This window comes from Rhizobium sp. BK376 (assembly GCF_004341625.1).
GTDB lineage: Bacteria > Pseudomonadota > Alphaproteobacteria > Rhizobiales > Rhizobiaceae > Rhizobium.
On the sequence record NZ_SLZG01000008.1, the window covers coordinates 21043 to 43200 of the forward strand.

The window sequence follows — 22158 nt, forward strand, 5'->3', positions numbered from 1 at the left end:
GTTAAACCTCAACCTTCGGAAAACTCTTTTCGAAAGCGACGCCGCCGGAATAAATAACGACGGACGCATTCGGCAATTTGTCGATGCGAATGTCTGTCCTATGCTAATCGCTGGCGCATAAAGGATCGTCTTTGCGACGAAATCGAATAGCATGGCGGCGATAATAGGCGCGCACAGGCGCAGCAGTGAGGAGACATCATGGACGAGATGATCGAACAGCCGGCAGCGGGCGGCGATGGTGGCGGACGGCGTTCGCGTGGCGAGGGCAGGGGTGCGGCAGCACGGCGCGCATCGCGCACCGGCGGCGGCGCAGGTCCTTCGCTTCCCTATATCACCCGCAAGATCGGCGTCTATGAAGTGCTGGACGAAGAGGGACTCCAGCTGATCGAGCGCAATGCCGATACGGTTCTCGAAGAAATCGGCATCGAGTTTCGCGACGATGCGGAAGCCCTGGAGCTGTGGAAGCAAGCTGGTGCCGACATTAAGGGCGAGCGTGTGCATTTCCCGAAAGGCCTCTGCCGCGAACTGCTGAAAACAGCGCCGAAGGAATTCACATGGCATGCGCGCAATCCTGAGCGCAGCGTCCATATCGGCGGCAAGGCGACCGTCTTTGCGCCGGTCTATGGCCCTCCCTTCGTCCGCGATCTCGAAGGCAATCGCCGCTATGCGACGATCGAGGATTTCCGCAATTTCGTGAAGCTTGCCTATATGGCGCCGTCGATGCATTCGTCGGGCGGTACGGTTTGCGAGCCGGTCGATATTCCGGTCAACAAGCGCCATCTGGATATGGTCTACAGCCATATCAAATATTCCGACAAGCCGTTCATGGGCTCGGTGACTGCGCCGGAACGCGCTGAAGATACCGTTGCAATGGCGAAGATGGTGTTCGGCGACGATTTCGTCGAAAACAACTGCGTCACGCTGAACCTCATCAATGCCAACTCGCCGATGGTATTCGACGAGACCATGCTCGGCGCGCTGAAGGTCTATGCGCGGCATAACCAGGCTTCCGTCGTGTCGCCGTTTATCCTGTCCGGGGCGATGAGCCCGGTCACGGTTGCCGGCACGCTGACGCAGATCCTGGCCGAAGTTCTGGCCGGCGCCTCCTTCACGCAGCTGATCCGCAAGGGTTCGCCGGTTCTGTTCGGCACATTCGCTGCCTCGATCTCGATGCAATCAGGCGCGCCGACCTTCGGCACGCCGGAACCGTCGCTGGTTTCCTACGGTGCGGCACAGCTTGCCCGCCGTCTCGGCCTGCCGTTCCGTACCGGCGGTTCGCTCTGCGGCTCCAAGGTTCCGGATGCGCAGGCAGCGCACGAATCGGCCAATACGCTGAATATGACGCTTCTTGCCGGCACCAACTTCGTGCTGCATGCGGCCGGCTGGCTCGAAGGCGGTCTCGTCAGTTCCTACGAGAAATTCATGATCGACCAGGATCAGCTCGGTATGATGCAGAAGATGGCCGAGGGCGTGGACCTCTCCGAAAACGGCCAGGCGATGGATGCTATTCGCGAGGTCGGTCCCGGCAGCCACTATCTCGGCTGCAACCATACCCAGGCCAGTTTCCAGACGGCCTTCTATCGCTCTGCTCTTGCCGACAACAATTCTTTCGAACAGTGGGAAATCGAAGGCCAGAAGCGCATCGAAGACCGCGCCAATGCGCTCTGCCGCTCCTGGCTCGACCACTACGAAGCGCCGCCGCTCGATCCCGCGATCGACGAGAAGCTGCTCGCCTACATCAAGAGCCGCAAGGACTCGATGCCGGACGCTTTCACCTGAAGAGAGCCCGATCCCGCCAGGGAGCAAGGCGGTGCGGTGCGGGTTGCCGATCTCATTCAGAAAGAGGTCTGGCGGCCGCACTATGGATATAAGGGACCGCGATGAATGGCGGTCCCGCTTTGCTGTCGGATCTAAAGGCAGCCCTTGAGCCGCATGGGATATTCCTGCGCGGCGTCATCGGCTTCGACGGCGATGGGCCGGCATTGAATAACGGGACGCAGGCGCGGACCGTCATTCTGCTCGGCAATATCGGCGGCTCCATCTGGGAGCCGTTTTCTCTTTGGCGTGCACAGCCGGAAAATACTGGGCGTCGTGATCCGCTCGACGATTGGTCGAAGGCCGTGATTGGTCCGGTGGCGGCGCGTTCCGGCGCGACCGCCTATTTCCCCTCCGATCCGCCCTGGCAGCCGTTTCAGCAATGGGCGGTACGGGCGGAGGGTTTGCGGGCCTCACCGCTGGGTATCTTGATTCATCCGGAATACGGGCTCTGGCATGGGTATCGTGGTGCGTTGGGATTTGGCGTAGCGCTCGATATCGCGTCGGCGCCTGTGATGACGGAGCATCCCTGCGATCGATGCGAGACCAAGCCGTGCCTTTTGCACTGTCCGGTCAATGCAGTCACGTCATCCGGCTTCAGCGTCGCGGATTGCCGGTCGCATTTGCGGAGCGGCGAGGGGCAGGCAGGCTGCGTGAAGAAGGGGTGTCTCGCGAGAGCGGCTTGCCCCATAGGCGTCAGCTACCAATATCCGCCCGAACAATTGGCCTTCCACATGGCGGCACTTTCTCTCTAAGCAAAAAACGTCTTCGCTTTTGCCGCATTTTTTCGAATCTGTGTGGATGCGGAACCGGAGCGCGATTTTGATTCGTTTGACGATTGCATTGATCTTGTGGCTAGCGGCTCAGGCGGCTTGGGCGGATGAAGGCTGCCGGAGGCTCGACTATCTCGGCGCCCATTACACGGTTTGTACCTTCGATCCCGCCACCTCCGGCATCCGGCTTTACGAATATGACCGCAGCGGCAAGCCCTATGGATCGTTCCGGGCGCTGGAAAACGACCTGCGGCAGGATCGGACTTATGTGCGTTTCGCGATGAACGGCGGAATGTATGACGACGCGCAGGGGTCGGTCGGCCTCTATGTCGAGAACTTCAAGCAGATGAAGGCACTCAACACCAATAGCGGCTGGGGCAATTTTCACCTGTTACCGAACGGCGTCTTCTATATCGAGCCCGGGAAGGCAGGCGTGATGGAGGCCAAGGCCTTCGCCACGTCAGGCATCAAGCCCTTCTACGCCACGCAATCCGGCCCGATACTCGTTATCGACGGCAAGCTGCATCCATCCTTCCTCATCGACAGTACGAGCCTGAAGACGAGAAACGGCGTCGGGGTGAATGGAGCGGGGCAGGTGATCTTCGCTCTTTCCGAAGATGCTGTCCGGTTCTACGATTTCGCGACGCTGTTTCGTGACGCGCTTGGCTGCCCGAACGCGCTGTTTCTCGATGGCAGCATTTCCAGTGTCGACATAGCGAACTGGCAGCGTCGCGACGGCCTGTTTCCTCTCGGGCCGATCATCGCCGTCACCGAGATGCTGCCCGGCAGCTTCCCTTGATTCACACCGATGGATAGGCTCGCTCAAGCCCGCCCGACCGTTTTAGACCGATATGGAAGGCAGCGAAGGCCGGATGCTGGCTCGACTTAGCCGCTTCCATCAATCGGATCTGCAGTCGGTCGGGGGCGTTGTTGCCAAGCCATTCGCCGAGCCTCTCCAGCTTCAGGCTATTGAGGAAGGAGGCGCCTGCGGCGAGATCGAGATAGCGATGCAGCCCGTCGATCAGGCTGTCGTCCTGCAGCGGGTTTTCCATCAGAAGCATGAGGAAGGATTTGTCGGTTTCCGCAAAACCGGAAAGCCTGACCGCAACAGTTTCGCGGTCGGGGAAGGAGGTTGCCGTAGCCGTCATGTCGAATTCCGCCTCATGCAGGTGAGTCTGTCGGCGGACTATGACGGGATCGGCTTTCGTCAGGCTTGCGGAGGCGCGAACGCCTCCGCTTCATGGGTGCGATCAGCCCCGACGACGTCGTTCGCGGGCCGGTGCGGCGCCACTTTCGTCGGCGGTCTTGTTGCGCATCGGGCCAATGCGCTCGATGATGGTTTCGAGCGTCGGGCGCGGGCCGGGGGTGTAGTCGTCGAGCGCCTGGCGCATTGCAGCCAGATGGCCGCATGACGTGCCGCAGCAGCCGCCGATGATCTTCGCGCCGGCGTCGCGAGCAAGTCGGGCATAGTCGGCCATCAGCGGCGGCGTGCCGGAATAGTGGATTTCGGCGCCGCGATATTCGGGAATACCGCAATTGCCCTTCACGATGACGATCGCATCGGGATCGGCATTGGTCATGTCGAGCAGGCTTGAAAGGATGTCCGACGCGCCGACGCCGCAATTGGCGCCGACCGCAAGCGGGCCGCCGGCGATGTCCTTAGCGACGCCGTGGATATCCTTCGGATGCAGACCCATCATCGTCTTTCCGGCAGTGTCGAAGGAGCCGGTGTAGGTATAGGGGAGGTCCGTCTTGATTGCAGCATCGGCTGCCGCGCGGATCTCTTCCGGCGAAGACATGGTTTCGATCCAGGCAACATCGACGCCGCCGGCTTTCAGGCCTTCCATCTGCTCGACGAAAGCCGCAACGGCGTCCTCATAGGTCAGCGCGCCAAGCGGGATCAGCAGTTCGCCGGTCGGGCCGACGGAGCCGGCAACGATTACCTTGCGGCCTGCCTTGTCGGCAACGGCGCGGGCGATCTCGGCAGCTTGTCTGTTGAGGCTGTGGACCCGATCCTGCGCATGGTGCAGCTTCAGGCGGTGGCGGGTGCCGCCGAAGGTGTTGGTCAGAATGATGTCGGCGCCGGCATCGACGAAGTCCTGATGCAGCTTGGTGATCTTCTCCGGGGCGCTTTCGTTCCAGAGTTCCGGTGCTTCGCCTGCTTCGAGGCCCATCGCGAAAAGATTCGTTCCCGTCGCGCCGTCGGCAAGAAGCACGCCCTTTTCGGCAAGAAGATCGGTCAGCGGATTTGCTGCGGTCATGATGTTTCCTCGGTGTCGTTAGCGAATATATACATAAAGATATCTTTATATGATTTCAACCGTGCCGTGGACAAAAGGAAAGCGCCCGAGGGGGCGCTTCCGACGCGGCTGGATCCATAAGCTTCAGGCTGCAGCCATCTGGGCCTTCTCGTGGCTTGCCGGGGTTACCATCGCCGCAATGATCGTGTGCAAATCGATCGTGCCGATCGGCCTGCCGCCAGCGTCAGTGACGAGGGCGAGGGAGTGACCGGCGCTCGTCATCTCCTTGGCGGCGACCTCCAGGATGGTGTCGGCGGCAATTCGGGGACCCTGTGTCTCGCCGGCGAACGGCTTCATGACCGTGCGAACCTGGAGGACGCGGCCGCGGTTCACTTCCTTCACGAAGGCGGTGATGTAGTCATCGGCCGGGTTGAGGACGATTTCCTGGCCGCTTCCCTGCTGGATGACCTTGCCGTCCCGCAGGATCGCGATCCTGTCGCCGAGCCGTAGTGCCTCGTCGAGATCGTGGGTGATGAAGACCACAGTCTTCTTCAGTTCCTTCTGCAGGTCGAGAAGCACGCTCTGCATGTCGACGCGGATGAGCGGGTCGAGTGCCGAATAGGCTTCGTCCATCAGCAGGATGTCGGCATCGTTGGTGAGCGCCCGTGCCAGGCCGACGCGCTGCTGCATGCCGCCGGAAAGCTGGTTCGGATAATGGTTCTCGAAGCCGCTCAAGCCGACGCGGTTGATCCAGTGGCGGCCCTTTTTCTCGCTTTCGCCGCGAGGCACGCCCTGGATCTGCAGGCCGTAGATCGTGTTTTCGATGACGGTGCGGTGCGGCAGCAGCGCGAATTTCTGGAACACCATCGCCGTCTTGTGTCTGCGGAATTCACGCAGATCGTTTTCGTTCATCTTGCAGACGTCTACGCCGTCATAAAGCACTTCGCCTGTTGTCGGCTCGATCAGGCGGTTGATGTGTCGGATCAGGGTCGATTTTCCCGAGCCGGACAGGCCCATCACGACGGTGATGGCGCCGGCCGGCATGTCGATATTGATGTCCTGCAATCCGAGAACATGGCCGTGCTGTTCGTTGAGTTCGGTCTTGCTGACGCCCTGCTTGACCATGTCGACGAACCTGGCGCCGTGCTGCCCGAAGATCTTGTAGAGGTTTTTGATCTGGATCGCGTGACTAGCCATGAATGACCTCCGAATGCTTTTGAAGCCGTCTGCCATAAGCCTGACTGGTGCGGTCGAAAATGATGGCGATGGCGACGAGTGCAAAGCCGTTCATGAAGCCGACGGTGAAAAACTGGTTGTTGATTGCCTGAAGCGTGTTCTTGCCCAGGCCGCCGACGCCGACCATGGAGGCGACAACGACCATGGCGAGCGACATCATGATGGTCTGGTTGATGCCTGCCATGATGGTCGGCAAGGCCAGCGGAATCTGGACGTTGAACAGCTTCTGCTGATGCGACGAGCCGAAGGCGTCAGCCGCTTCCAGTACTTCCTTGTCGACCAGCCGTATTCCGAGATTGGTGAGGCGGATCATCGGCGGGACAGCATAGATCACGACGGCGATGAGGCCCGGAACCTTGCCGATGCCGAAGATGACCACGACAGGGATGAGATAGACGAAGCTAGGCATCGTCTGCATGACGTCGAGAATGGGGTTGACGATCGACTGCAGTCGATCCGATCGCGCCATCAAAATGCCGATCGGTAAGCCGATCACGATGGCGATGAGCGTACAGACCGTCACCATGGCGAGCGTGACCATTGTGTCGTTCCACAGACCACAGGCGCCGATGAGAAGCATCGAGATTGCCGTACCTATGACGATCTTCACGTTGCGGCTGGCGAAATAGACGACTGCCATCATCACAATCAGGACTATCACCCATGGCGTGTTGGTAAACAGCCATTCAAGATAGTTCAGGAACCATTGGAGCGGCTGCACGATGGCATCGATGATGCTGGCATAGGTGCGCACGAGTGCACGAAAGCCGTCGTCGATATTCTTGCGCGCCCCGCGGATGATCGTATCGCTGATTGCCGGAAAATTGCACAATACGTCCGGCAAGAAACTGCATTGCAGAGCCATCACTTTCCCCTTTTTATCCGGTTTGTGACCAGCCTGTCCGTGTGGCCTTCAGTATCAGGCGGCCGATGCGGGCTGTCACCGGTTTTTCAGCCTGCATACTACCGTCTATAACAATAGCCGGCGAAACCATTTGCTTTCTGCGACCTTGGCGACGCCCCTGCTGTCGGCATCGGTGTATCGCAGGCCTGTATGCGAAAGAAGCGGCGGCAGATGGCCGCCGCTTCCCGATTCAAGCGTTAGAGCGAGGCCTTGACCTTGGTAGCAACGTCAGGAGCAACCCACTTGGTCCACATGTCAGGATAGGTCTTGAGGAAGTACTTGGCGCCGTCCTCGTTCGTACCCTGGTTGTCGGTCATCCATGCGAGAACCTTGCCGACAGTGCCGTTGTCCCACTTGCGGGTCTTGACGTAGTCCATGGCAATGCCGGCCTTGTCGGAGAAGGACTTGGTCACGACGGTGAAGACGTCAGAGACAGGATAGGAGTTGAGCTTCGGGTTGGCGCAGTCCTGGATTGCCGTGCAGGCGTCCCATTCCTTCTTGTCGTGCGGAACGCCGAAGCTCAAACGAACCATGTCGTACTTGCCGAGGATGGCGGTCGGAGCCCAGTAGTAGCCGAGCCAGCCGGTCTTCTTTTCGAAGGCGTTGGCGATCGAGCCGTCAAGGCCGGCAGCCGAACCGGTGTCGACAAGCTGGAAGCCCAGCTTTTCAGCACCCAGAGCCTTGTAGAGGTTTGCGGTGGAAATCTGGCAATTCCAGCCCGACGGGCAATTGTAGATCGCAGCCTTGGACGAATCTTCCGGCGCGGGGAAGAGTTCCGGATGCTTCAGGGCATCCTGAACCGACTTGATGTCGGGATGGGCATCGGCAAGGAACTTCGGAATCCACCAGCCTTCGACGCCGCCGTCGCTGAGCAGCGGCGCTGCCTCGATCAGGCGTCCCTCGGAAACGGCCTTGTCGAGCGCGGTGCGCACGGCGTTGACCCAGAGTTCGGGCGCAACGTCAGGTTCGCCCTTTTCATCCATGGAGGTGAAGGTCGGCTGGGTGTCGCCGGTTACCAGCGTCACTTTGCAGCCGTAGCCATTCTCGAGAATGATCTTGTCGACCTGCGCGGCAACGCCTGCGGAGGCCCAGTTCATTTCGGCGATCGATACGTCGCCGCATTCCGCAGCGTGTGCCGAGCCAGCCAAGGCATAGACACTTGCGGCGAAGATGGCGGAAGCGATTAGCTTCTTCATGTTTTAATGTCTCCCAGTGTTCTTGCAGTTAGAGATGCGGATCGCTCCGGCATTGTACCAGCCGATCCTCGTCAGCGTCACCAAAAGGCTTAACCGTGCAATTGCCGCTGACGGCGCATGTTCGGCCCCCTGTCGCGATACGCCTGCTTTTCTTTACCCGCGGAGCCTTGCCGCCGGCCTGCCATCTTCGTATCGCTTCAAAGAAGCCTAAGGATTTGAGGGGAGAAATCAACTGGTTCCGCGATGGTCCGCCTTCGACGGCTCTATCGGGAAGCGTCAATAACTAGCTGAAATAGCCTAATTTCTGGCATTCACGACTGGAAATGAAGCATTGGGGCCGGTTCGGACAGCCCTTGCTACGGCAGGATACGAAAACGGGGAAAAGTCACGCCTTTTTGAAGACCTTTTATATTCTATTCGCGGCGTGGGAAAAAATTGGCGACCGCCATGAAAAAATTAGAAAAAAGACGAAATTTATTCTTCGTTAGGCGCTCGATAACTATCCGGTAAGAATGTCTGGCTATGACTTGGGTGCCGCGGGTGATCTCGCAGCATCTCCGGATCAGGTATTGCGTCCCGGAGACAACATATCCTGCAGTGTCATTGCAAGGCCATGTTAAACAAAACCGCGCACGGCTGTTCGCCAAGCGCGGTTTTTGTTTTACGGCCTCCCGCGTGGAGGGCGTTGATCAAGGAAGCGTCGCTGTTGACGCGGTTCAGCCGGCGTTATAGGTGCGGATCAGGCCGACCGTTCCGACACGAACATCGAGCTCGCTGACGCGGCTTTCGCGCTTGGGCGAGGGCAGCTTGCCACCCCAGGCGATCTGTATGGAATTCTTGTTGTTGAAGACGAACAGCATGGGGTAATCCTCCAGGCCGAAGGGCCGTTATTGGTGCATTGTTTGACAGCGCAAATAAGCCTGTTTCCGACATCCCACAATGGAGGAAGTCGTCATCAAATGTCGCAAATAGACTGCGCTGCGCGATGGTGCATTTTTGTCTCGGAAGAGGCGTTGCGACCGAGGCCGATTGCGGCGAAAATCAGGCAGGAATCGGCGATTTCGATCGGTTCACAACCTCGGAGTCACATTCATGACCAAGGCCATCATGCTGCAGGGAACCGGTTCCGATGTCGGAAAAACAGTATTGGTGGCGGGGCTTTGCCGACTTGCCGCAAATAGAGGATTGAGGGTTCGCCCCTTCAAGCCTCAGAACATGTCTAACAATGCGGCTGTGGCCGAGGACGGCGGCGAAATCGGGCGGGCGCAATGGCTGCAGGCGCTTGCCGCGCGAACCACTTCGTCCGTGCACATGAACCCCGTACTCCTCAAGCCGCAATCCGATACCGGCAGCCAGATCGTCGTGCAGGGGAAGGTCTGGGGTCAGGCGAAGGGGCGGGATTACCAGGCGCTGAAGCCGCAATTGCTGGGCGCCGTACTGGAAAGCTTCGCAACGGTACGGGCCGGGACTGATCTCGTCATCGTGGAGGGGGCAGGCTCGCCGGCGGAAATCAATCTTAGGCCGGGCGATATCGCCAACATGGGATTTGCGACGCGCGCCAACGTTCCCGTCGTCCTAGTGGGCGACATAGACCGGGGCGGCGTGATCGCGTCGCTGGTCGGCACCCATGCCATTCTTGCCGAGGAGGATCGGCGGATGATCTCCGGCTATATCATCAACAAATTCCGCGGTGACATCTCGCTGTTTGCAGACGGCGTCAAAGCGGTTGGAGATTTCACCGGCTGGCCCTGCTTCGGCATCGTGCCCTGGCTGAAGGCGGCCGGCCGTCTGCCGGCTGAAGATTCCGTCGTGCTGGAACGGCTGGTGCGCGGCGCGTCCCAGGCGCTGAAGATCGCCGTGCCGGTTCTGCCGCGTATCGCCAATTTCGACGATTTCGATCCGCTCCGTGCCGAACCGGATGTCGATCTCGTCTTCGTGCGGCCCGGAGAGCCTTTGCCTACCGATGCTGCGCTCGTCGTTCTACCCGGTTCGAAATCGACGATCGGCGACTTGGAGGACCTGCGGGCGCAGGGATGGGATCGCGACATTTCCCGGCACGTCAGACGCGGCGGTCGCGTCATCGGCATTTGCGGGGGGTACCAGATGCTCGGCCGGACGGTCCGTGACCCGCTCGGCATCGAGGGAGCGGTTCTGGAGACGCCCGGTCTCGGCCTTTTGGATATCGAGACGGAAATGGCGCCGGAGAAGACCGTACGTAACAGCCGAGCGTGGTCGACCGAACATGATGTGGCCCTTGAGGGCTATGAAATTCATCTAGGTGTGACCCAGGGCGCCGATTGCTCCCGGCCATCCGCTGTCATCGATGGCCGGCTCGATGGCGCTGTATCGTCGGACGGGCGGATCATGGGCACCTATCTGCACGGGCTCTTCACAAGCGATGCCTATCGTGCCGGGTTGCTTGGCAGCTTCGGTCTTAGCGGAGAGCGGGTGAATTACCGGGAAAGCGTCGACGCCGCATTGGACGAGGTCGCGGCGGAGCTAGAGACTGTCCTTGACAGGGACTGGCTCGATCGGCTGCTTGCGGTGTAAAATCTTTGCACTGGGTGCGCAGATCGTTATTCTGATCCGCGATGACTGCCGACGACGCCTGCCGACAAGGAGATTTTACATGGCCAGCCTTTTGACCTCCCTGTTCGTCTCGGCGATGCTTGCCACCGCAATCCTACTTCCGCGGCCGAGGTTGACGTTCGCATCGGACCGGGTTCTGGATTGCAGCGATGTCGTGGAGCGTGTGCTTGAGAAGTCAGGCGGTCGTCTCTTGTCGGTGCGGCCACATGACGACACATGTACCGTGACGGTGCTGGTTCACGAAGACGGCAAGCGCCCGTATAAGCTAGTGGTCAGAATGGATAGCAAGGATGCCGCCGACGATGCGCCGAATCAGGGCGGCCAGTAATTTGCGATACGGCGGCCTGACGGCGATCGCCGTGGATAATCAAAGTTCGCCCGAAATTTCGCGCCGCCGCCTGTCCAGCTCTTCCGCGTAGCGCCTCAGCGTATAGCTTTCCGAAAGCTGGCCGACGACCTTGCGTTCGATCAGGTTGTTGACAACGGCGAGCGCTTCGCTCTCGGTCTTGTCGAAGATTGCGGCCGCCTGCTTGGCGTTCATTTGCGGCTGCAGGAAATCGTTCCGGTATTTGGTGAAGTCAGCGATGCTCTTGCCTTCGTCGTTCTTGTCCACCGGGCTTGCGTAGATATCAGGTACAAGCACGATGCCGGCATATTTGTCGGCGTCGTCGACAAGGATCACGCGCTGGGTCGAGCCGATCGGGAAGTCGTGGCGGAACTCCTCGACCGTTATGTTGACGCTGGCGGTGCGCACGTCTTCGCGCATCATCCGGCCGACCGTCAGGCTGCGGATCCAGCCGACATCGTGGGCGCTGCGAATGCTCTCGCCGCGAAGGTGAAAACGCCATGTCGCGAAGGAGTAGCCGAAGGTCGAGCGGACGACGAGCGACGAGGTGATGACGGCGGCAAGCACCAGCGCGGTGATCGGAAAATCGCCGGTGATTTCCAGCGCAAGGAAGGTCATGGTCAGCGGGCCGCCAATAATGGCGACGGCAAGCGAACTCATGCCGACGACAGCGTAGATAACCGGCGTCAGCGTCGCGTGATCGAAATAGGGGGCGGAATAGGCGAAAATCTTGCCAAGCAGGGCGCCCATGAAAAGCGAGGCGAAGAACAGGCCGCCTCTGAAACCGGAGCCGATCGAGACTGCTGACGCCAGGGATTTCAGCAGCAGAATGCCGATCAGCGTCGGGATTGCGATGGTGTTGGCGAGATTGAGATGCAGGGCGCCGTGACCCGCCGAAAGCACCTGCGGCGTTATCAGGGCGAGGAGGCCGACAACGATACCGCCGAGTGCCGGACGGAAGGGCAATGCGATGGAGCTCTTTCGCGCCAGTTCCTCGATGAAGGAAACGCCCTGCATGATCAGGATTCCGGCGCCGGCGCAGAAAGCGCCGAGCAAGAGCGCCGGAATATAGTCCGCCGGAACGACGCTGCCGAAATCGCCGACGTCGATGTTGAAATCGTTGCCGGAGAGAAGGCGCGCCACGAGGGTGGAGATCAGTGCGGAGACGACGACGGGCGTCAGCGTGATGATCGAATAGGTGCCGATGATGAGCTCGAAGGCGTAAAAAGCACCGGTCAGCGGTGCGTTGAAGGCGGCGGCGATGGCGCCGGCGGCGCCGCAGCCGACGAGCGTTCTGAGATCTGAGCGACGAAGCTGCAGTTTGTAGCCGAGCTTTGACGCTATTCCGGCTGCGATCTGGGTGTAGCCGGCCTCGAGGCCGACGGAAGCGCCAAAGCCGTTCGAGATGAGATTCTGTACGGCGACCAGAATGCTGTCCGTCAGCGACAGCCGGCCGCCATGCAGCGCATTGGCTTCGATCGGGTCGACCATGGGCTTCTTCCGGGTCTTGGCCAGAATGAAGATCATCAGGCCCAGGACGATGCCGCCGACAACAGGAGATGCGAGCAGCAGGAACTTGTCGTCAACCTGCGCCGAACTCAAGCGCCCTGAGTCGTCGATACCGAAGATCAGCGTGTGCATCGTCCGCGATATCACGCTCATAGCGGTGACCGCGCAGCCGGATGTGATCCCGACGAAAGCGCCGGCAAAGATCATACCGAGCTCGCTGCGACGCAACGCAGCTCTCATGCGGCCGAGATCAAAGAAGGAATACAGGGCGCCAAAACGGCGCTGTTTGAATTTCTGCAGCATCGGGAGGACGAACTTTTACAGGCATTCGAAAGCTTGAAGCAGTCTATAGACTGCTAAGGTCAAAGAATTACGGCAAAAGACCGACATCTTCTTCCTTTTTCCCGCCAATTGCCCCTCGCGTCGAAAAATAATGGCTGCCGGGGCAAGGTCCCGGCCGTTTTCCGTCCGCCGAATGCGATTGACTCGGAATGGCGGTTTCCGTAACCATCGGGCTTCATAACGGATGGTTCCCGGGCGGCGGTCGTCGCAAGGGATGAAAAGGGAATGTGACGGGACGGACCCAAGCCGGGCGTTTTCATCACAGCCGACCCCGCGACTGTAGAGCGGTCAGGGTCTTCTGTCCGGTTTTTAAAGCTTTTTCGCAGACGGTTCCCAATGGTGGGGACGGGCGAAAAAGACCGGAAGCCGGAAAAGCCACTGGCGTGGCATCATGATCAGCCGGGGCTGGACGCCTCTAATTCTACGAATCGTCCACCTTTTCATGATGACTGCCGGGAAGGCGAGGACGACCCGCTGGCGTACGACCCGGGGCGACCGTATTCGGTCTGCTCAGGCGACCGTATTCGGTCTGCCCCGGTCGCCGCGCCTCAAACCGCGAGCCAGGAGACCTGCCATGCGTGCCGGGCGAAGAGCCCATAGCTCAAGGGGCGAAAGCTCCGCTGCCAGCACGGAGGTTGTCATGGCTGTGAAACCATTTCGGCATCCGTTTTCGGATGCTCCCGCGACCATATTCGCCGCTTCGAGCGCCGCGCAGCATCTCCATGCGTGACGATCGGCGGCGCAAATGACATCCCCATCCTTCATCTCTGTTCTCATTCTCGGCGGCGCCCGATCGGGCAAATCACGCTTTGCCGAGTCATTGGTGACCACCTCCGGCCTCGAGCGGCACTATGTGGCGACCGGGCGGGCTTGGGATGACGAGATGCGGTCGCGGATTGCGCAGCACCGGGCGGATCGCGGCGATCTCTGGACTACGCATGAAGAGCCGCTCGATCTCCTCTCCCGCCTTGCCGACATCGACGGCGAGGGGCGGGTCATCCTGATCGATTGCCTGACGCTCTGGGTCACGAACCTGATGATGGAGGAGCGCGACATGGCGGCGGAATTTGCCGCTCTTTCAGAATACCTGCCGAATGCGAAAGCGCGGCTCGTCCTCGTCTCCAACGAGGTCGGGCTCGGGATCGTGCCGGACAATGCAATGGCGCGCGCCTTTCGCGACCATGCCGGACGGCTCCACCAGATGATCGCGGCAGAAGTCGCGGAAGTTTATTTCGTTGCGGCCGGTCTGCCGCTGAAAATGAAGGGTTGATTTGATGAACCAGCAGAAAATTCCAGCCACCGTCATCACCGGCTTTCTCGGTGCCGGCAAGACGACGATGATCCGCAACCTGCTGCAGAATACCGGCGGCAAGAAGATCGCGTTGATCATCAACGAATTCGGCGATCTCGGCGTCGACGGCGACGTGCTGAAGGGCTGCGGCGCGGAAAACTGCACCGAGGACGATATTATCGAGCTGACCAACGGCTGCATCTGCTGTACCGTCGCCGACGATTTCATCCCAACCATGACGAAGCTCCTAGAGCGCGACGCCCGGCCGGACCATATCGTCATCGAGACCTCGGGGCTTGCGCTGCCGCAGCCGCTCGTTGCCGCCTTCAACTGGCCGGATATCCGCACGCAGGTGACCGTCGATGGCGTCATCACCGTGGTCGACAGCGCAGCGGTTGCGGCCGGCCGTTTCGCCGACGACCATGATGCGGTCAACGCCGCCCGCGCCGAAGACGCGTCGCTCGACCACGACAATCCGATCGAGGAGCTTTTCGAGGACCAACTGACCTGCGCCGACCTGATCGTTCTCAACAAGACCGATCTTCTCGACACGGCAGGCATCGCCGGCGTACGCGCCGAGGTCTCCTCGCGCACGCATCGCCGGCCGACGATGATCGAGGCAAAGAACGGCGACGTGCCTGCCGCTGTGCTGCTCGGCCTTGGCGTCGGCACGGAAGAGGACATTGCGAACCGCAAATCGCATCACGAGCTGGAGCACGAGGACGGCGCGCCACATGACCACGACGAGTTCGACAGTTTCGTCGTCGAGCTTGGTGCCGTCGCCGATCCCAATGCCTTCATTGAGAAGCTGAAGGGCGTGATTGCGGAACATGACGTGCTGCGCCTGAAGGGCTTCGTCGACGTTCCCGGCAAGCCGATGCGCCTGCAGATCCAGGCCGTCGGCAGCCGCATCGATCAATATTTCGACCGCGCATGGATATCTGGCGAAGCGCGTGCGACCCGGCTTGTCGTCATCGGCCTGCACGACATGGATCAGGCGATCGTTCGCGGGGCGATCGAGGCGCTGGTGTAAGGCAGAACGATGCATCTCCTGCTGGCACAGAAGGGTACGATCAGCGATGGCGACGAGGCGATTGATCTCGGCCAATCGCCGGGCGATATCCTTTTCCTGTCGGCTGCCGACACGGAGCTCGCCGCCATCGCGGCGGCTCATGGCCACGGGAATGCCGGATTTTCCCTGAGGCTCGCCAGCCTGATGAGCCTCAAGCATCCGATGTCGGTCGATACCTATATCGAGCGCACCGCGCGTCATGCGAAGCTGATCATCGTTCGGGCGCTCGGCGGGGCGAGCTATTTCCACTATGCGCTGGAGGCGCTGCATGCCTGCGCTGCCCGTCAGGGAGCGCTGATTGCGGTGCTGCCGGGAGATTCCCGAGCCGATCCGGGGCTGACGCCGTTTTCCAATGTGGCGCTCGATGACCTCAACGCGCTCTGGTCGTATCTGATCGAGGGCGGGGATGCGAACTCGCGGGCGTTTCTGGCCTATGCTAATGCGATGCTTTCCGGCGGCGAGACGCCGGAGCCCGCGGTGCCGCTAATGAAGGCGGGCATCTGGTGGCCGGGCAGGGGCGTTATAGGCGTTGAGGAGTGGCGGCGGGTTTCTGAGGAGGCGCTACGCCAGCCCCCGGACAATATGGCGACCCCTGCAGGGCTCGCACTTCCGACCATCGCCATCAGTTTCTACCGTGCCCTCGTTCAGAGCGGTGAAACAAAGCCGGTCGAAGCTCTGATCGAAGCTCTGATCGCCAAGGGCATCCGGCCGTTGCCGGTTTTTGCGTACAGCCTCAAGGATCCGGTCTCCAAGGGGATTCTCGAAAGCGTCTTCGCCGAAATAAGGCCCGGCGTGGTGATCAATACGACGGGCTTTGCCGTTTCGGCACCCGGCGCCGACCGCGAACCGACCGTGTTGGAGGCCAATGAGGCGATCGTTCTGCAGGCGATCTTTTCGGGTTCGTCTCGTGAAGCCTGGGCCGCCTCGGCACAAGGTTTGTCCGCGCGTGATCTCGGTATGAACGTTGCGCTGCCAGAAGTCGACGGCCGCGTGCTGTCGCGGGCGGTCTCCTTCAAAGCTGCGGCACGCTACGACGAACGGGTCGAGGTCAATATCGTCGGCAGCGAGCCGGATGCGGGACGCATGCGCTACGTGGCCGAATTAGCGGCAAATTGGGCGACGCTTCGGGGGACGCAGCCTCAGAAAAGGCGCGTCGCCCTGGTCATGGCGAATTACCCGAACCGCGATGGTCGGCTCGGCAACGGGGTCGGGCTCGATACGCCGGCCGGAACGGTCGAGGTGCTGAGGGCGATGCAGGCGCAGGGCTATCCGGTTTCGGATCTGCCTGCCGATGGTGACGCGCTGATCCGGCATCTGATGGAAGGACCGACCAATTCCGGCCATGATGGGAAGCTGATCCGCGAGAGGATTTCTGCGAGTCATTACAGGGTCTTCTTCACATCTCTTCCCAATCAGATTCAAGAGGAGATCACTGCGCGCTGGGGCGCTCCGGAGTTGGATCCCTATTTCCGCGACGGCGCGTTTGCCCTGCCGTTTGCACGGTTCGGTGAGGTGCTGGTCGGCATCCAGCCGGCGCGCGGCTACAATATCGATCCGAAGGAAAGCCATCATTCGCCGGATCTCGTGCCGCCGCATGGCTATCTCGCCTTCTATGCGTTCCTCCGCCAGGAATTCGGCGCCCATGCCGTGATCCACATGGGCAAGCATGGCAATCTTGAGTGGCTGCCGGGCAAGGCGCTGGCGCTTTCCGAGACCTGCTATCCCGAAGCAATTCTCGGGCCTTTGCCACACCTTTATCCCTTTATCGTCAATGATCCGGGCGAGGGCACGCAGGCCAAGCGCCGTACCAGCGCCGTCATCATCGACCATCTGACGCCGCCGCTGACGCGGGCGGAGAGCTATGGGCCGCTGAAGGATCTCGAAGCGCTGGTGGATGAATATTACGAGGCGTCCGGCGGCGATCCCCGCCGGCTCCGTCTGTTGCGCAAGCAGATCCTCGATCTCGTCGCCGATATCGGGCTGGATGCCGATGCCGGGATTGCCAAGGGCGAGAACGAAGATAGCGCGCTGCAGAAGCTCGATGCCTATCTCTGCGACCTCAAGGAAATGCAGATCCGCGACGGCCTGCACATTTTCGGCGTCTCGCCGCAGGGGCGGCTGCTCACGGATTTGACGGTGGCGTTGGCGCGTGTGCCACGAGGGCTGGGCGACGGCGGGGATCAGAGTTTGCAGCGGGCGATTGCGGCGGATGCTGGGCTGGTGGAGGTGGCTTGCGAGGCCCCCCCCTCTGTCCTGCCGGACATCTCCCCCACAAGGGGGGAGATCGATATGCCGCGCCGTTTCGATGATACCCCGACGTTCAGCGGGGCCGCTTTCTCAGACAGGGCTTTTGGCCGAGTGGCTGCATCCCCAATCTCCCCCCTTGTGGGGGAGATGTCCGGCAGGACAGAGGGGGGTATGCCAAGCTCTCCTCGCTTCGATCCCCTCGATTGCAACATGGCCGCCCCATGGACCGGCCCCAAACCCGCAATCCTAGCTGAAGTCTCCGACGCCCCCTGGCGTACGAATGGCGACACCGTCGAGCGCATCGAGCTGCTGGCGGCAAAGCTCGTCTCCGGCGAGACCGAATGCCCAACCTTCTGGCCCCAAACCAGAGAGGTTCTGGCCGAGATCGAGGCCCGCCTGAAGCCCTCGATCCTCGCCTGCGGGGATGCCGAGATCGCGGCGTTGCTGAAGGGGCTGGAGGGCCGTTTCGTGCCGCCTGGGGCCTCCGGTGCGCCGACGCGCGGAAGGCCGGATGTGCTGCCGACAGGGCGGAATTTCTATTCGGTGGACAGCCGCGCCGTGCCGACGCCGGCGGCTTACGAACTTGGCAAGAAATCGGCGGAACTGCTGGTTCGCCGCTACGTGCAGGATCATGGGGAATGGCCTGTTTCCTTCGGGCTGACGGCCTGGGGCACGTCCAACATGCGCACGGGGGGCGATGACATTGCCCAGGCGCTGGCGCTGATCGGCGTCAAGCCGATCTGGGACATGACGTCGCGCCGTGTCACCGGATACGATATCATTCCACCGGCAATATTGCGTCGTCCGCGCGTCGATGTGACGCTCAGGATTTCCGGCTTCTTTCGTGACGCGTTCCCCGAACAGATCGCGCTGTTCGACAAGGCCGTTCGTGCCGTGGGCCAGCTCGATGAGGACCAGGCGGATAATCCGATTGCGGCGCGCATGCGTGGCGAAGCCAAACGGCTTGCTTCGGCGGGGCTGGACGAGGCTTCTGCCCTGCGAAGGGCTGGGTATCGCATCTTCGGTTCGAAACCCGGGGCTTACGGGGCGGGGCTGCAGGCGCTGATCGACGAAAAGGGCTGGGAGCGGCGGGCCGATCTCGCCGAGGCCTATCTCGTCTGGGGCAGCTACGCTTACGGCGCCGGTGAAGAGGGGCGCTCCGAGCGCGGCGTTTTCGAGGATCGGCTGCGATCGATCCAGGCGGTCGTTCAGAACCAGGACAATCGCGAGCACGACCTGCTCGACAGCGACGATTATTACCAGTTCGAAGGCGGGATGGCTGCTGCGGCCGAGCAGCTTGCCGGCGAGCGGCCGTCGATCTACCACAACGACCATTCCCGGCCGGAGAAGCCCGTCATCCGCTCGCTGGAAGAGGAGATCGGCAGGGTGGTGCGCGGCCGGGTGGTCAATCCGAAATGGATCGCAGGTGTCATGCGCCACGGTTACAAGGGCGCTTTCGAGATCGCCGCGACCGTCGATTATCTCTTCGCTTTCGCCGCCACGACCGGTGCGGTGCGCGACCATCATTTCGAGGCGGTCTATCAGGCCTTCGTCGCCGATGCCCATGTGCGCGACTTCATGGCGGAGAAGAACCCGAGCGCTCTCGAGGAGATGAAGGAGCGACTGCTTGAGGCAATCGACCGGCAGCTCTGGACGCCGCGCAGCAATTCGGCACGGTTCGACCTGCAAGCCGTCAGCCCCGAGGAAGAGATGATCCCATGAGCGATTTTACGTCCCTGCTTCAGAGCTTTCGGGCTTACCTGGCGTCGCATCACGAGGCAGTGTTGGCGCGGTTCCTTGAGGGCTTCGACTGGCAGATGGCGGAGCGCGCGCTCGAACCGCGCGGCCTGCCGGTCGTGGAGTACCTCTCAGACATTGCAGTCCCCACTGACGATCACGACAACACGCTTCTGTCTGCGCTGATCAGGGATGCCGCATCGCTCCATTGGGCGCAGACCTACAGCACCGGCGATTTCGGCGATGCCTTTCTCAAGCGCTACGGCTGGGTGGAATTGTTCGGAACGCGCGGCCATTTCGATAGCGACGTCATGGCTGGCGGATTTCTGATGCTTGGGCCGGAGATCCACTATCCGGACCACCATCATGTCGCCGAGGAAATCTATATTCCGCTGACGGGTGGCTCTCTCTGGAGCAAGGATGCGGGAGCCTTCGTTCCGCGCCATGCCGGGGAGATCATCCACCATCCATCGGATGTTCGCCATGCAATGCAGACGCAGCGGGAGACGCTGGTGGCGCTCTATCTCTGGCGGGGCGGTCCATTGGCGCAAAAATCGATAATTTCCGGGAGAAACACATGAGCGAAGAAACGACGGAATCGGCAGCGGGCGCCGAAAAGGACGATGCGCGCCACGCCGACAAGATGGCCAAGAAGAAGGCCGCGCGCGACAAGATCATGGCCACCAAGACCGATGAAAAAGGCCTGATCATCGTTCATACGGGGAAGGGCAAGGGCAAGTCGTCCTCCGCCTTCGGCATGATCTTCCGCCATATCGCCCACAAGAAGCCCTGCGCCGTCGTCCAGTTCATCAAGGGCGCAATGTGGACGGGCGAGCGGGACCTGATCGAGAAGCATTTCTCCGATATCTGCCAATTCTATACGATGGGCGAGGGGTTCACCTGGGAGACACAGGACCGTGCCCGCGATGTGGCTGCGGCTGGTGCCGCATGGGAGAAAGCGAAAGAGCTGATCCGCGACGAGCGCAATTCGATGGTGCTGCTCGACGAGATCAACATTGCGCTGCGCTACGACTATCTCGATCTCAACGAGGTCGTCGAATTCCTGAAGACAGAAAAGCCCTACATGACCCACGTCGTGCTGACCGGCCGCAACGCCAAGGAAGAGCTGATCGAGATCGCGGACCTCGTTACCGAGATGGAGCTGATCAAGCATCCCTTCCGCTCCGGCATCAAGGGACAGCCGGGTGTGGAGTTCTAAAAAGGTCTGCAGCCCAGCGGTGGGGCATGCGTCCCAATTTCTTCGTCATTCCTGTCCTTGTGACAGGAATCCAGTCAGCCCAAGTCCTTGGGCTGAAAAGACTCTTTTGCCACGCGGACGCGCGGCTGCTGGATCCCTGTGACGAGCACAGGGATGACGGAGGTGGACGAAGTGTAGCTTTATGATTGGCCAGATTTGCCTATCCAACTACTTCACGCTGACGACGGCCCTTCCATTGGTCAGGTCGGACACTTTTCGAATGACGTCTTCCGTATTCGCCTCCGGTACCGCGATCTCCAGGATCGCGCCCGTTTCGACGAAGCGTTCCTCGGTGATCCGCGCATCCGCTTGCGCCAGGAGCTTTGCCTTGACCAGCGCCAGATCGGAAAATTGTAGCTCGACGCTCGCCTGGACCATCGGGATGATAGGCCGATAAGGAACGGCCTGGAGGCAGAGCGCCGCCGTTCCGCCATAGGCGCGGATCAGGCCGCCGCTTCCGAGCAGCACGCCGCCGAACCAGCGTGTTACGATGACAGCCACCGTATCCAGTTTCTGGCCGTCGATCGCCTGCAGGATCGGCTTGCCGGCGGTGCCGCTCGGTTCGCCGTCGTCGCTGAACCGGTAGTTCTGGCCGACGCGCCAGGCCCAGCAATTGTGGTTGGCATCCGGAATGCTGTTTCGCGCGATGAAATCCTTGGCCGCGTCCATATCCGCGATCGGGGCGGCCGTCGCAGTGAAACGGCTGCGTTTGATTTCCTGGCTATAGGTCGATGTCGATTCCAGAGCGAACATGCTGCTGTTTAGCGGAACTGGGCGGCCCTGCGAAGCCGGTCGATGGTTCGATGTGGAGATGCTAAGGGCAGCATATCAACCGGCGATCACCTTTTTGCGTTTTCTGGTGATTTGACTTGACCCCGATGCCTCCGGAAATATCGCGCCGCATCGTGCGAAAAAGCCGCGACAGGGGGAGTACCATGACGACTGCACGCCGAACCATGACCAGCATTGCTGCCGTTCTTCTACTCTGCGCTGCCGCGCCCTTGCCGGCGTTTGCCGAGACGATCATCGACGACTGGTCGAGCGTGAAGGTGCCGGCCGCGCCCGCGCTGAAGCCTGTCACGATCGACGTCAAGGATACCGCGCTTCTCGTGCTCGATTTCAACGGCGCGCAGGATCCGACCAAGGGGCCCTGCAACAGCAACACCAAGCCGCGCTGCCTTGCCTCGCTGCCGAAGATGGAAAAGCTTATTGCCGCCGCGCGCGACGCCAAGGTGCCCGTCATCTACAGCATCACGGCTCAGGCCGAGCCGAAGGACATCGCGATGGCGTTGACGCCGAAGGAGGGCGATCCGATCGTCAAGTCCGGGCCGGACAAATTCGTCAAGACCGATCTGGCCGACATCCTGACGAAGAAGGGCATCAAGACCGTCATCGTGACGGGGACGGCCTCTGAAGGCGCCGTGCTCGATACCGCGACACATGCCGCGCTCTGGATGGGTATGAACGTCATCCTGCCGGTCGATGGCATGTCCTCGACCGAGCCCTATGCCGAGCAATATGTCGCCTGGCACATGATGAATGCGCCCGGCGTTTCGGCAAAGACGACGCTAACGGCGATCGACATGATCAAATTCTGACGCGG

General features: G+C 60.8%; 19 protein-coding genes and 1 riboswitch. Of the genes, 11 read left to right on the forward strand and 8 right to left on the reverse strand.

Annotation, left to right across the window (positions count from 1 at the left end):
• Window positions 1–198: 198 nt before the first annotated feature.
• From EV561_RS19605 to EV561_RS19615, 3 genes are all read left to right on the forward strand, one after another.
• Window positions 199–1779 (forward strand): trimethylamine methyltransferase family protein, encoded by a 1581-nt coding sequence (locus EV561_RS19605; protein WP_132523991.1) that lies wholly within the window; start codon window positions 199–201, stop codon window positions 1777–1779.
• 101 nt (window positions 1780–1880) lie between these two features.
• Window positions 1881–2570, forward strand: a complete 690-nt coding sequence (locus EV561_RS19610) for a 4Fe-4S dicluster domain-containing protein (protein ID WP_132523992.1) — start codon at window positions 1881–1883, stop codon at window positions 2568–2570.
• A 76-nt stretch (window positions 2571–2646) separates the two neighbouring features.
• The gene (locus EV561_RS19615) at window positions 2647–3387 is read left to right on the forward strand and encodes a phosphodiester glycosidase family protein (protein ID WP_245512781.1); all 741 of its coding nucleotides are present in this window, start codon (window positions 2647–2649) and stop codon (window positions 3385–3387) included.
• Between the two features lies 1 nt (window position 3388).
• Here the strand turns inward: EV561_RS19615 and EV561_RS19620 are convergent, their stop codons facing one another.
• From EV561_RS19620 to EV561_RS37245, 6 genes are all read right to left on the reverse strand, one after another.
• The gene (locus EV561_RS19620; protein WP_132523994.1) at window positions 3389–3736 is read right to left on the reverse strand and encodes a hypothetical protein; all 348 of its coding nucleotides are present in this window, start codon (window positions 3734–3736) and stop codon (window positions 3389–3391) included.
• A gap of 102 nt (window positions 3737–3838) precedes the next feature.
• Entirely contained in the window at window positions 3839–4852 is a 1014-nt protein-coding gene (gene bmt, locus EV561_RS19625; RefSeq protein WP_132523995.1) for a betaine--homocysteine S-methyltransferase, read from the reverse strand.
• 120 nt (window positions 4853–4972) lie between these two features.
• Window positions 4973–6025, reverse strand: a complete 1053-nt coding sequence (locus tag EV561_RS19630; RefSeq protein WP_132523996.1) for a glycine betaine/L-proline ABC transporter ATP-binding protein — start codon at window positions 6023–6025, stop codon at window positions 4973–4975.
• Window positions 6018–6929: a proline/glycine betaine ABC transporter permease gene (locus tag EV561_RS19635; protein WP_132523997.1), complete on the reverse strand. Its 912-nt coding sequence runs from the start codon at window positions 6927–6929 to the stop codon at window positions 6018–6020. The genes EV561_RS19630 and EV561_RS19635 overlap by 8 nt, the downstream gene beginning before the upstream one ends.
• A 236-nt stretch (window positions 6930–7165) precedes the next feature.
• Window positions 7166–8164 (reverse strand): ABC transporter substrate-binding protein, encoded by a 999-nt coding sequence (locus tag EV561_RS19640; RefSeq protein ID WP_132523998.1) that lies wholly within the window; start codon window positions 8162–8164, stop codon window positions 7166–7168.
• Between the two features lie 716 nt (window positions 8165–8880).
• Window positions 8881–9024, reverse strand: coding sequence for a hypothetical protein (locus tag EV561_RS37245; RefSeq protein WP_165927861.1), 144 nt, complete (start codon window positions 9022–9024; stop codon window positions 8881–8883).
• Window positions 9025–9256: 232 nt separating this feature from the next.
• Between EV561_RS37245 and EV561_RS19645 the strand changes: the two genes are divergently transcribed.
• The gene (locus EV561_RS19645; protein WP_132523999.1) at window positions 9257–10714 is read left to right on the forward strand and encodes a cobyric acid synthase; all 1458 of its coding nucleotides are present in this window, start codon (window positions 9257–9259) and stop codon (window positions 10712–10714) included.
• Between the two features lie 79 nt (window positions 10715–10793).
• Entirely contained in the window at window positions 10794–11081 is a 288-nt protein-coding gene (locus tag EV561_RS19650) for a hypothetical protein (RefSeq protein WP_132524000.1), read from the forward strand.
• Window positions 11082–11120: 39 nt separating this feature from the next.
• Here the strand turns inward: EV561_RS19650 and EV561_RS19655 are convergent, their stop codons facing one another.
• Window positions 11121–12911 (reverse strand): chloride channel protein, encoded by a 1791-nt coding sequence (locus EV561_RS19655; protein ID WP_132524001.1) that lies wholly within the window; start codon window positions 12909–12911, stop codon window positions 11121–11123.
• A gap of 207 nt (window positions 12912–13118) precedes the next feature.
• A riboswitch (cobalamin riboswitch) is annotated at window positions 13119–13542 on the forward strand.
• Window positions 13543–13695: 153 nt separating this feature from the next.
• On the opposite strand from EV561_RS19655, the gene cobU reads away from it, so the two are divergent.
• The 5 genes from cobU to cobO are packed head-to-tail and all read left to right on the forward strand — an operon-like array spanning window position 13696 to window position 20516.
• Window positions 13696–14220 (forward strand): bifunctional adenosylcobinamide kinase/adenosylcobinamide-phosphate guanylyltransferase, encoded by a 525-nt coding sequence (cobU, locus tag EV561_RS19660; protein ID WP_132524002.1) that lies wholly within the window; start codon window positions 13696–13698, stop codon window positions 14218–14220.
• Between the two features lie 4 nt (window positions 14221–14224).
• Window positions 14225–15274: a cobalamin biosynthesis protein CobW gene (cobW, locus tag EV561_RS19665; RefSeq protein WP_132524003.1), complete on the forward strand. Its 1050-nt coding sequence runs from the start codon at window positions 14225–14227 to the stop codon at window positions 15272–15274.
• 9 nt (window positions 15275–15283) lie between these two features.
• A complete protein-coding gene (cobN, locus tag EV561_RS19670; RefSeq protein WP_132524004.1) occupies window positions 15284–19282 on the forward strand; it encodes a cobaltochelatase subunit CobN in 3999 nt (1332 codons plus the stop codon).
• On the forward strand, window positions 19279–19878 hold the full coding sequence (locus tag EV561_RS19675) for a dimethylsulfonioproprionate lyase family protein (protein WP_132524005.1): 600 nt from the start codon (window positions 19279–19281) through the stop codon (window positions 19876–19878). Before cobN ends, EV561_RS19675 begins: the two co-directional genes overlap by 4 nt.
• Window positions 19875–20516: a cob(I)yrinic acid a,c-diamide adenosyltransferase gene (gene cobO, locus EV561_RS19680; protein WP_132524006.1), complete on the forward strand. Its 642-nt coding sequence runs from the start codon at window positions 19875–19877 to the stop codon at window positions 20514–20516. Before EV561_RS19675 ends, cobO begins: the two co-directional genes overlap by 4 nt.
• 207 nt (window positions 20517–20723) lie before the next feature.
• Here cobO and EV561_RS19685 read toward each other — a convergent pair whose 3' ends face one another.
• The gene (locus EV561_RS19685; protein WP_132524007.1) at window positions 20724–21308 is read right to left on the reverse strand and encodes a YigZ family protein; all 585 of its coding nucleotides are present in this window, start codon (window positions 21306–21308) and stop codon (window positions 20724–20726) included.
• Between the two features lie 182 nt (window positions 21309–21490).
• On the opposite strand from EV561_RS19685, the gene EV561_RS19690 reads away from it, so the two are divergent.
• Window positions 21491–22153: an isochorismatase family protein gene (locus EV561_RS19690; protein WP_132524008.1), complete on the forward strand. Its 663-nt coding sequence runs from the start codon at window positions 21491–21493 to the stop codon at window positions 22151–22153.
• Window positions 22154–22158 lie beyond the last annotated feature (5 nt).

Excerpts from the sequence above, each read along its gene's own strand:
- EV561_RS19685 (WP_132524007.1), bottom strand. The coding sequence starts at position 21,308 with ATGTTCGCTCTGGAATCGACATCGACCTATAGCCAGGAAATCAAACGC.
- EV561_RS19690 (WP_132524008.1), top strand. The coding sequence starts at position 21,491 with ATGACGACTGCACGCCGAACCATGACCAGCATTGCTGCCGTTCTTCTA.
- EV561_RS19640 (WP_132523998.1), bottom strand. The coding sequence starts at position 8,164 with ATGAAGAAGCTAATCGCTTCCGCCATCTTCGCCGCAAGTGTCTATGCC.
- EV561_RS19675 (WP_132524005.1), top strand. The coding sequence starts at position 19,279 with ATGAGCGATTTTACGTCCCTGCTTCAGAGCTTTCGGGCTTACCTGGCG.
- cobW (WP_132524003.1), top strand. The coding sequence starts at position 14,225 with ATGAACCAGCAGAAAATTCCAGCCACCGTCATCACCGGCTTTCTCGGT.
- cobN (WP_132524004.1), top strand. The coding sequence starts at position 15,284 with ATGCATCTCCTGCTGGCACAGAAGGGTACGATCAGCGATGGCGACGAG.
- EV561_RS19610 (WP_132523992.1), top strand. The coding sequence starts at position 1,881 with ATGAATGGCGGTCCCGCTTTGCTGTCGGATCTAAAGGCAGCCCTTGAG.
- EV561_RS19655 (WP_132524001.1), bottom strand. The coding sequence starts at position 12,911 with ATGCTGCAGAAATTCAAACAGCGCCGTTTTGGCGCCCTGTATTCCTTC.
- EV561_RS19635 (WP_132523997.1), bottom strand. The coding sequence starts at position 6,929 with ATGGCTCTGCAATGCAGTTTCTTGCCGGACGTATTGTGCAATTTTCCG.
- cobO (WP_132524006.1), top strand. The coding sequence starts at position 19,875 with ATGAGCGAAGAAACGACGGAATCGGCAGCGGGCGCCGAAAAGGACGAT.
- cobU (WP_132524002.1), top strand. The coding sequence starts at position 13,696 with ATGACATCCCCATCCTTCATCTCTGTTCTCATTCTCGGCGGCGCCCGA.
- EV561_RS19605 (WP_132523991.1), top strand. The coding sequence starts at position 199 with ATGGACGAGATGATCGAACAGCCGGCAGCGGGCGGCGATGGTGGCGGA.
- EV561_RS19630 (WP_132523996.1), bottom strand. The coding sequence starts at position 6,025 with ATGGCTAGTCACGCGATCCAGATCAAAAACCTCTACAAGATCTTCGGG.
- EV561_RS19645 (WP_132523999.1), top strand. The coding sequence starts at position 9,257 with ATGACCAAGGCCATCATGCTGCAGGGAACCGGTTCCGATGTCGGAAAA.
- EV561_RS37245 (WP_165927861.1), bottom strand. The coding sequence starts at position 9,024 with ATGCTGTTCGTCTTCAACAACAAGAATTCCATACAGATCGCCTGGGGT.
- EV561_RS19620 (WP_132523994.1), bottom strand. The coding sequence starts at position 3,736 with ATGACGGCTACGGCAACCTCCTTCCCCGACCGCGAAACTGTTGCGGTC.
- EV561_RS19650 (WP_132524000.1), top strand. The coding sequence starts at position 10,794 with ATGGCCAGCCTTTTGACCTCCCTGTTCGTCTCGGCGATGCTTGCCACC.